General features: G+C 73.8%; 8 protein-coding genes. 6 read left to right on the forward strand and 2 right to left on the reverse strand.

The window, feature by feature from the left end:
• Positions 1-61 precede the first annotated feature (61 nt).
• Together AC4H2H_RS18080 and AC4H2H_RS18085 are read left to right on the forward strand one after the other, a co-directional pair.
• Positions 62-1,033, forward strand: coding sequence for an NAD(P)/FAD-dependent oxidoreductase (locus tag AC4H2H_RS18080; protein ID WP_494372214.1), 972 nt, complete (start codon positions 62-64; stop codon positions 1,031-1,033).
• Positions 1,034-1,265: 232 nt separating this feature from the next.
• Positions 1,266-3,062, forward strand: coding sequence for a pyruvate dehydrogenase (locus AC4H2H_RS18085; RefSeq protein WP_494372215.1), 1,797 nt, complete (start codon positions 1,266-1,268; stop codon positions 3,060-3,062).
• A gap of 13 nt (positions 3,063-3,075) precedes the next feature.
• On the opposite strand, the gene AC4H2H_RS18090 is transcribed toward AC4H2H_RS18085, so the two are convergent.
• Entirely contained in the window at positions 3,076-3,438 is a 363-nt protein-coding gene (locus AC4H2H_RS18090) for a hypothetical protein (protein WP_494372216.1), read from the reverse strand.
• Positions 3,439-3,652: 214 nt separating this feature from the next.
• Here AC4H2H_RS18090 and AC4H2H_RS18095 point away from each other — a divergent pair, with 214 nt between their 5' ends.
• Both AC4H2H_RS18095 and AC4H2H_RS18100 read left to right on the forward strand, forming a co-directional pair.
• Positions 3,653-4,123 carry an NfeD family protein gene (locus AC4H2H_RS18095; protein WP_494372217.1) on the forward strand — a complete coding sequence of 157 codons (471 nt, stop codon included), beginning with the start codon at positions 3,653-3,655 and terminating at the stop codon, positions 4,121-4,123.
• A 131-nt stretch (positions 4,124-4,254) separates the two neighbouring features.
• A complete protein-coding gene (locus tag AC4H2H_RS18100; protein WP_494372218.1) occupies positions 4,255-5,727 on the forward strand; it encodes a flotillin family protein in 1,473 nt (490 codons plus the stop codon).
• Between the two features lie 96 nt (positions 5,728-5,823).
• On the opposite strand, the gene AC4H2H_RS18105 is transcribed toward AC4H2H_RS18100, so the two are convergent.
• Complete coding sequence (locus AC4H2H_RS18105; RefSeq protein ID WP_494372219.1) at positions 5,824-6,639, reverse strand: GAP family protein; 816 nt, start codon at positions 6,637-6,639, stop codon at positions 5,824-5,826.
• Positions 6,640-6,778: 139 nt separating this feature from the next.
• On the opposite strand from AC4H2H_RS18105, the gene AC4H2H_RS18110 reads away from it, so the two are divergent.
• Both AC4H2H_RS18110 and AC4H2H_RS18115 read left to right on the forward strand, forming a co-directional pair.
• On the forward strand, positions 6,779-8,275 hold the full coding sequence (locus AC4H2H_RS18110; protein WP_494372220.1) for a sensor histidine kinase: 1,497 nt from the start codon (positions 6,779-6,781) through the stop codon (positions 8,273-8,275).
• Between the two features lie 2 nt (positions 8,276-8,277).
• A complete protein-coding gene (locus AC4H2H_RS18115) occupies positions 8,278-9,075 on the forward strand; it encodes a response regulator (protein WP_494372221.1) in 798 nt (265 codons plus the stop codon).
• Positions 9,076-9,217 lie beyond the last annotated feature (142 nt).

The raw sequence follows: 9,217 nt of genomic DNA on the forward strand, positions 1-9,217 counted from the left end.
GACCGATTCTCGCGACTATTTCATGCACTCAGCGACCACCGATCCACTGCTGAGGAGAACCATGACCACCACGTCCACCACCCCCTACGACGTCGCGATCGTCGGCGGCGGCCCCGCCGGGCTGAGCGCCACGGTGGCGCTCGCGCGGTCGCTGCGCTCCGTCGTCGTGCTCGACGCCGGCGAGCCGCGCAACGCGCCCGCGGAGGGCGCGCACAACCTGCTCGGACGCGAGGGCATCCCGCCGCGCGAGCTCCTCGCCGCGGGCCGCACCGAGGCCGAGGGCTACGGCGCCGAGGTCCGCGACGCGCGCGTCGCCCACGCGTCCGGCGACGCCGAGACCGGCTTCACCCTCACGCTCGACGACGGCGGAGTCGTCCGCGCGCGCCGCGTCCTGCTCGCGACCGGCCTCGTCGACGAGCTGCCCGACGTGCCCGGCGTGCGCGAGGGCTGGGGCTCGACCGTGCTGCACTGCCCGTTCTGCCACGGCTGGGAGGTGCGCGGCCAGCGGATCGCCGTGCTCGCCACCGGCCCCGCTGCGGCGCACCAGGTGCTGCTGTTCCGCCAGCTCACGCCGCACGTCACCCTGTTCCAGCACACCGCACCGGAGCTCGACGACGCCACGTGGGAGCAGCTCTCGGCGCTCGGTGTGCGCGTGGTCGAGGGCGAGGTCGAGCGGCTCGACGTCGAGGGGCGGGCCGTGCGGTCGGTCGTCCTCGCCGACGGGACGTCGTTCGCGGTGGACGCCGTCGTCGTCGGGCCGCGGTTCGTCGCGCGCGGCGAGCTGTTCGAGGAGCTCGGCGGCACGCTCGAGGAGCACGCGATGGGGCGGTTCGTGCCGGCCGACCCGCGCGGCCAGACCGCCGTCCCCGGGGTCTGGGCGGCGGGCAACTCGAGCGACCTCATGGCGCAGGTCGGCGCGTCGGTCGCGGCCGGCGTCATGGCGGGCGCCGGCATCCACGGCGAGCTCGCGGTGTCCGACGCCGCAGCGGCCGTCGCACGTCGCCGCACCCCGTCCGTGGCGGCCCGGGCCTGACCCCGAGCCCGGGGTCTGGCGTCACCGCGGCGCGCCGAACCCGGGGTTGTCGCCCAGGATCGCGCCGAACCCGGGGACATCCCCGGGTTCGGCACCCCAGGGTGCGACAACCCCGGGTTCGGCAGCGCGAGGGGGCGCCGACCGTGACGCACGAGACGCCGCCTCGCACTGCGGCCCGCGCGGGCCCGGCGCACGATGGGAGACGACCCGAGCCCATCAGTGGAGGTACGTCATGCCGTTCGGAATCGGTCGCTCCCCGCAGGACATGCGCAACCGCACGGTCGCGGACCTGCTGGTCGCCCAGCTCATCGAGGCGGGGGTGCGGCGGATCTACGGCATCGTCGGCGACAGCCTCAACCCCGTGGTCGACGCCGTGCACCGCTCGAACACGGGCGACAACGCGGGCAAGGGCATCGAGTGGGTGCACGTGCGCCACGAGGAGGCGGCGGCGTTCGCGGCGGCCGCCGAGGCCGAGGTCACGGGGAACCTCGCCGTGTGCGCGGGGTCGTGCGGGCCGGGCAACCTCCACCTCATCAACGGCCTGTACGACGCCAACCGGTCGCGCGTGCCCGTCCTCGCGATCGCTAGCCACATCCCGAGCAAGCAGATCGGCACGGGCTTCTTCCAGGAGACGCACCCCGACCGCCTGTTCACCGAGTGCTCGGTGTACTCCGAGATGATCTCGAGCGCCGACCAGGCGCCGCGCGTCATCAACTCCGCGATCCACCACGCGTACGGCGCGCGCGGCGTCTCCGTCCTCACGCTGCCGGGCGACGTCGCCGACCTCGACGCACCGCCCGCCGTGCCCGACGTCGCGAGCCGCCCCGCCGCACCGCGCGTCGTCCCGGACCTCGCCGCCGTCCAGGAGCTCGCCGCGGCGATCGACGCCGCGAAGAAGGTGACGATCTTCGCCGGCGTGGGCGTCCGGGGCGCGCACGACGAGGTGCTGGCCCTCGCCGACAAGATCGCCGCGCCCGTGGGGCACTCGCTGCGCGGCAAGGAGGTCATCCAGTACGACAACCCGTTCGACGTCGGCATGTCCGGCCTGCTCGGCTACGGCGCCGCGTTCGACGCGATGCACGACTGCGACCTGCTGCTCCTGCTCGGCACGGACTTCCCGTACGACCAGTTCCTGCCGGAGACGGTCCGCACCGCCCAGGTGGACATCGACCCGACCCACCTCGGCCGGCGCACGCGGCTCGACCTCGCCGTCGTCGGCGACGTCGGCGAGACCGTGCGTGCGCTGCTGCCCCTCGTGAAGAAGGCGCGCTCGCGCAAGTTCCTCGACTCCATGGTCGCCAAGCACCAGAAGGCGATGACCGGCGTCGTCGGGGCGTACACCAAGAAGGTCGAGCGCACGACCCCCATCCACCCGGAGTTCGTCGCCGACACGCTCGACCAGGTCGCGGCCGACGACGCCGTGTTCACCGTGGACACCGGCATGTGCAACGTGTGGGCCGCCCGGTACATCACGCCCAACGGGAAGCGGCGCGTCATCGGGTCGTTCATCCACGGGTCGATGGCGAACGCGCTGCCCCACGCGATCGGGGTCGCGGCCTCGCAGCCGGGTCGCCAGGTCGTCGCGATGTCCGGCGACGGCGGCCTGTCGATGCTCCTCGGCGAGCTCGTCACGCTCAAGCACTACGACCTGCCCGTCAAGATCGTGCTCTTCGACAACGCGAGCCTCGGCATGGTGCGCCTCGAGATGCTCGTCGACGGGCTGCCGATCTTCGGCACCGAGTCGCCGCAGGTCGACTACGCCGCGGTGGCGAACGCGATCGGCATCCCGGCGGTCCGCGTCGAGAAGCCGAAGGACCTGCGCCGGGCGCTCGAGGACGCCCTCCACCGGCCGGGCCCCGCGCTCGTCGACGTCGTCACCGACCCGCGCGCGCTGTCCATCCCGCCGAACATCACGGCGGGCCAGGTGCGCGGGTTCGCCGTCGCGCTGAGCAAGGAGGTCCTCGGCGGCGGCATGGGCGAGGTCGTGTCCATGGCACGCGCGAACCTGCGCAACGTGCCGCGCCCGTGACGGGCCCCTGACGTCAGAGCATCCGGTTCAGCAGCCGGTCCCGGTCGACGAGCTGGTGCTTGAGGACGAGCCCGACGTGCAGCAGGAGCGTCACGACGAGGATCGTCACGCCCAGCACCACGTGGACCCGCAGCAGGACGTCGTCACCGCCCAGCGCCCCGAGGAAGCCCTCGGCCTCGTCGCCGCCGTCGTCCCCGCCGCGGTCGCGGCCCCGGCCGGACTCCTCGCCGCGCCCCCGGCCGCGGCCTTGCCCGCCCCCGTCGTCGTCGTCGAGCTGGTAGCCGACGACGAGCTGCGCGACGAGCGCGGCCACCGTCACCCAGTGCAGGGTCTTGGTCACCGCGCCGTAGCCGCTCGCGTCGCTGCGCAGCCTCACGAAGGCAGTCTGCCCGACGACCGCCCGACCCCCGGCACGCCCCGTGGGGAGTCCTCCCCATGCCGTCGCCCCCAGGAAGGTCCGGGGCGGGAGCGGGTCACGATAAGGTGTGGGCACGTTCACGACAACTCCACACGCCGCACAAGGAAATTCTCCCGGCCGCACGTCGGGGAGCGCCACAGGGCGGCGACGAGGCACCGCAAGGGGACACTGCATGATCGCGTTCATCGTCATCGGCATCGCCGGGCTCGCACTCCTGCTCCTTTCCCTGCTCGTGGGCGAGATCATCGACCTCGGCGACGGCGCACTGTCCGGCACGACGCTCGGCGTGGGCGGCGTGGTCTTCGGTGCGGTCGGCGTGATCGTGTCCACCAACGACCTGCCCACCTGGCTCGCCTACGTCGGCTCGCTCGTCGTGGCGCTCGTGGTCATGGTGCTCGTCCAGGCGCTGGTCAAGCATCTGCGGGTGTCCGAGGACGGCGTCCCCGCGTCCCTCGTCGGTGTGCAGGGCACGGCGACGACGACGATCGACACCGCGCGCGGCGAGGTCTCCCTCGACGCCGTGCACGAGCTCGAGCGCCGCCTCGCGTGGTCGGACGAGCCCATCCCGGAGGGGTCGCGCGTCGTCGTGCTCGAGCAGTCCGGGAGCCGCGTGCGCGTCCAGCGGCACTACCCCAACGACTGAGCACCTCGACGACCGAGCACCGCACGACGGGCCGGACCGGACGGGCACGACCCGGGCGGACCGCCCCGCAGCACTGCCGCACGGCCTGACCTGCACGCACCCACGGAAGGAGCCGCGCCCCGGCGCGCACCATGTTCGACGACACGAACCTCATCACGACCCTGGCGATCGTCGCCCTGGTCATCGCGTTCTTCGCGGTGATCGTCTTCATCAGCAAGCGCATCCGGCGCGTCCCGCCGAACGAGGCGCTGGTCATCGTCGGTCGCGGCGCCGGCCGCAAGGAGGCGACGGGCAGCGGGCAGAAGGTCATCGTCGGCGGCCGCACGTTCGTCTGGCCGATCCTCCAGCAGGGCTTCCCCATCTCGCTCGAGCAGCGCCAGATCGGCATCACCGTCGAGGGTGTGGACAAGAACCGCATCAAGATCGCCATCAAGGCGTCGATCAACTTCAAGGTCCGCGGCGACGAGGAGGGCGTGCGTCGCGCGGCTCAGCGCTTCCTCTCCCAGCAGGGCACGTTGACGGAGATCATCAAGGAGTCCCTCGAGGGCTCGCTGCGCTCCATCGTCGGCGACATGACGATCGAGCAGATCATCTCCGACCGCAAGGGCCTGTCGGACCGCGTCGTCGCGTCCACCAAGGCCGACCTGTCGGAGCAGGGCCTACAGGTCGACCTGCTCAACATCTCCGACATCTCGACCCCCGGGTCCGACTACCTCTCCAACCTGGGCCGCGCCGAGTCCGCGCGAGCGCGCCAGGTCGCCGAGGTCTCCGAGGCCGAGGCGCAGCGTGCGTCGGAGTTCGCGGTCATCGAGGCCGCCGAGCAGATCGCCGAGCGCCAGAAGGCCCTCGACATCAAGCGTGCCGTCATCAAGGCCGACACCGACCGCGCGAACGCCGAGGCCGATGCCGCGGGCCAGCTCGCCCGCGCCGAGCAGGACCGCCTGGTCGCGCAGCAGGAGCGCGAGGCGCTCGCCGAGCAGGCGCGCGTGACGCAGGAGCGCCTCGACATCGAGATCCGCAAGCCCGCCGAGGCCAAGGCGTACGCCGAGGTCCAGGAGGCGAACGCACGTCGAGACTCCTCGAACGCCGCGACCGAGGCCGACGCCTACAAGCGCACCGTCATCGCCGAGGCGAACAAGACCGCGGCGATCCAGGACGCGGAGGCGTCGGCCGAGTCCGTGCGTCGTGCGGGCGAGGCCGAGCGTGATCGTCAGGTCGCCCACGCGGCCGGTATCAAGGCCGAGGGTGAGGCGCGCGCGTTCGCCATCGAGGCCGAGGGGCGCGCCGAGGCCGTCACCACGGACGCCAAGGCCGAGGCCCTGAAGAAGTACGGCGAGGCGGCGCTCGTCCAGGAGCTCATCGAGCGCCTGCCCGAGATCGTCCGCGCGGCGGCCGAGCCGATCGGCAAGATCCAGGGCATGACCGTCATCTCGACCGACGGCGCGTCCGCCATCACGAAGAACGTCGCGTCGGTCCTCGGTGAAGGCCAGGGCGTCATCAAGCAGCTCACGGGCGTCGACATCAACCAGCTCATCGCGAACCTCGCGGGCACGCAGCTCACGGGCGCGAGCGAGACGTCGTCGTCGAACGGCACGTCGCACTGACCTTGCCTCGCGTACGCCTGTGGCCCGTCCGGACGTCCGGGCGGGCCACAGGCGTCTCGGGCACCGGCGCGCGGCGGGCGGGCAGGGTCCGCGCGGTCAGCCCGTCCAGCCCAGGCGGCCCATCGCGTTCACCGCGAGCAGCACGCCGAGGATCCCGAGCACCCAGCCGGTCATCTCCGCGGCGTTCTTGGTGAGCCAGCGGTCGAGGCGGTGGAGCATCGGGTCGACCGCTTGCGCCGCGACGAGCCGGCCGAGCAGGAGCAGCAGCGCCGGCGCGACCATGACGACGCAGTATGCGGCGAGCACGCCGGCGGACGCCGGCCACCCGACGTCGGACGTGGTGATGATCCCGATCGCCGCGAGGTACGGCAGCATCGAGCCGATCTCGATCGCGACCGCTCCGAGCGCGAGCCCCATGAGTGGCAGCACCGAGGCTCGCGTGCGCACGGCACCCGACCCTGCGGCGCTCGCCTCGATGCCCAGCGCACGCTCGCGCCAGCGGGTCAGCCGCCCCGGGGCCGGTGCGACGCCGTCGGCTGCTGCACGCTCCGCCGCGCGGGCCGCGCGCTTGCCGCTGAAGCGGAAGCTCAGCGCGAACAGCCCGATGCCGAGCAGGAGCTGCACGATCGCCGCGGCGCGGGTGTCGAGCGCGTCGCCGAACCTGTCGAGAAAGGCGCCCGCCCCGAGCATGACCACGATCCCGACGGCGAGGTAGAAGCCAGCGACCGTCGCGAGGTACACGAGCACGCGTCCGGCCCGCAGCCGGCCTGGCGCGAGCAGGAGCCACACGGGGATGAGCAGCGTGCCGAAGCTCGTCGAGTCGATCAGCGCCAGCACGACGAGCACGCCGGCCATGGCGGCGAGACCGAGTACGGCTCCGCCGACGGCGTCGAGGTCGAGGGGGATGTCCATGTCGTCGATCCTGGCGCGCAGCGACCCCGCGCGTCGTCGGGCGAACGGCGGATCCTTGCGCCGCAGGCGCGTGGACGCGAGGAGACCGCTACACCGTTCGACGGATCCGCCCGGCTGGGCCGTGTGCTGGGATGGTGCCGTGAGCACGGCACGCCGCGGGTCCGACGACGCGTGCCCCGCCGCGCCGTCGTCCACCCCCGCGGACGCGACCGCCGCCACGACCGCTGCGGCCGGTGGGGGATGGCGGTCCGTGGCCCGGCGGCTCCGGCACGTGCTGAGCATCGAGGACCACTGGAACGACGTGTTCTCGGCGGTCGTGATGTTCGCGTTCGGCTGGCTGCTCATCGAGGTCGGGCTCGTGGGGCTCGTCAACGCGCCGTTCGTCGTCGAACCGCCCGAGCCCTGGTGGCGGCTCGCGCTCCTCGGGATCGGGTGCCTGCTCATCCTGGTCAAGCGGGCGCACCCCATGCTCGCGCTCGCCGGCGGCGTGCTGGTCTCCGCCGTCGACATCCGGTGGGGCGGCAGCATGGCGGTCACGCTGCTGCTGTGGGACCTGCTCTACGCGGCGGCGCTCTGGGCCCGCCCGACGCCGCGCGCCTGGCTCTGGGGCGTCACGGTCGCCGTCGTGGTGCTCGGGTCCGTGGCGGCCGGTGAGGCGTCGCGCGACGTGCGGCAGTTCGTGTACACGGGCCTGCAGCTCGGCGGGGTGCTGCTCACCCCGCTGTGGTGGGCGACGAACGTGCGGACCAAGAGCGAGCTCGCCGAGGTCGCCGAGGAGCGCGCGGCGCTCGCGGCCCGCGAGGCCGAGGCGGCCGCCCGGACGGCGGACCTCGAGCGCCAGCGAGCGAGCGACCTCGAACGCATCGCCGAGCTCGACCGGCACGAGGCGGTCCGGGCCGAGCGTGCGGCCATGGCGCGCGACCTCCACGACGTCATCGCGTCCCACCTGTCGACGATCGCGATCCACTCCGGCGCCGCGCTCTCGCTCCCGCCCGACGCCGCGAAGGATCGCGCGGCGCTCGAGCAGGTGCGGGCCAGCGCGGTCGCGTCGCTCGACGAGATGCGGTCGATGATCCTCCTCCTGCGCAGCGAGGGGCGTCGCGACGAGGACGGCGGCGACGTGGAGCTGACCGACGCGACCGACGGTGCGTGGCCCTCCCCCGGCGACGCCGTCGCCGCGCCGGGGCGGCTCGCGCGGCTCGACGAGCTGCTCGGTACCGCCCGCGCGGGCGGGACGGGCGTCGTCGTCGACGATCCTGACGACGTCGCCGCGTCGACCCTGCCTGCCGCCGCCGACCAGGCGCTGTTCCGGATCACGCAGGAGGCCCTGACGAACGCGCTGAAGCACGCCCCGGGACGTCCGGTCGCGCTGCGGCTGCGCCGCGTGGGCGACGACGTCGAGCTGGTGCTCGCCAACGACCTCCTCCCCGCGCCCGCTCCCCCGGCGGAGGCCGCGCTGAGCGCCGGAACCGGTCTCCTGACGATGCGCGAGCGGGCCGATGGCCTGGGCGGGGCGTTCGAGGCCGGGCCGACCGCCACCGGCCGGTGGGTCGTCCGCGCGACGGTCCCCGCCGCGGCACCGACGCCCTCGTCGTCGGCGTCGTCCGCGCCCGCGTCGACCGGGCCGCGACCGTGACCGTGACCGGCCGACGGATCCGCGTGCTCCTCGCGGACGACCACGCCGCGATCCGTGCGGGGCTACGCCTGCTGCTCGACGCGGCCGACGACGTCGAGGTCGTCGGGGAGGCCGCCGACGGCACCGCGGCGGTGACGAACGCACAGGCGCTGCAGCCCGACGTCGTGCTCATGGACCTGCGCATGCCCGGGATGGACGGGATCGAGGCGACCCGCGCCATCACCGCCGAGGGCCTCGCCGACGTGCTCGTCCTCACGACCTTCGACCTGGACGAGTACGTCGACGGCGCGCTGCGGGCGGGGGCCGCCGGCTTCCTGCTCAAGACCGCCGAGCCGTCCGCGCTCCTCGATGCCGTGCGGCGCGTCGCGGACGGCGACGGCGTCCTCGCGCCGGAGGTCACCCGCCGCCTGCTCGCCGCGTTCGCGCGCCGTCCCGAGCCCGACGCCGGCCCTCGCCACGGACGGCCGCCGCACCCGGGCGACGCGCCCGACCGCGCCCACCGACCGCCGTCGGGCACCGGCACCGGCACCGGCACCGGCACCGGCACCGGCACGACGGTCTCGGCGACCTCGCCCGCCGAGGACGGACCTGCCCCTGACCCCCGCCTCGCCGAGCTGACCCCGCGCGAGGTGGACGTCCTCGCGGCGCTGGGTCGCGGTCTGTCCAACCAGGGCATCGCGTCGGACCTGTTCATCACCGAGGCGACGGCGAAGACCCACGTCTCCCGCGTCCTCGCCAAGCTCGGCGTCGCGTCGCGCATGCAGGCCGCCATCGTCGCGCGCGACACCGGCCTGGCCTGACCGTCCGGCAACCACCGACGACCCGCCGGACCCCACGGACCCCGCAGCCGAACCGCGGCCGCGCGAAGCAGAGCCCGGTCGCGCGAAGTAGAGGCCTGGTCGCGCGAAGACCAGGGTGAGAAGACGTCGGGCGGGGTGGGTG

Source organism: Cellulosimicrobium sp. BMG9.22, from assembly GCF_059159975.1.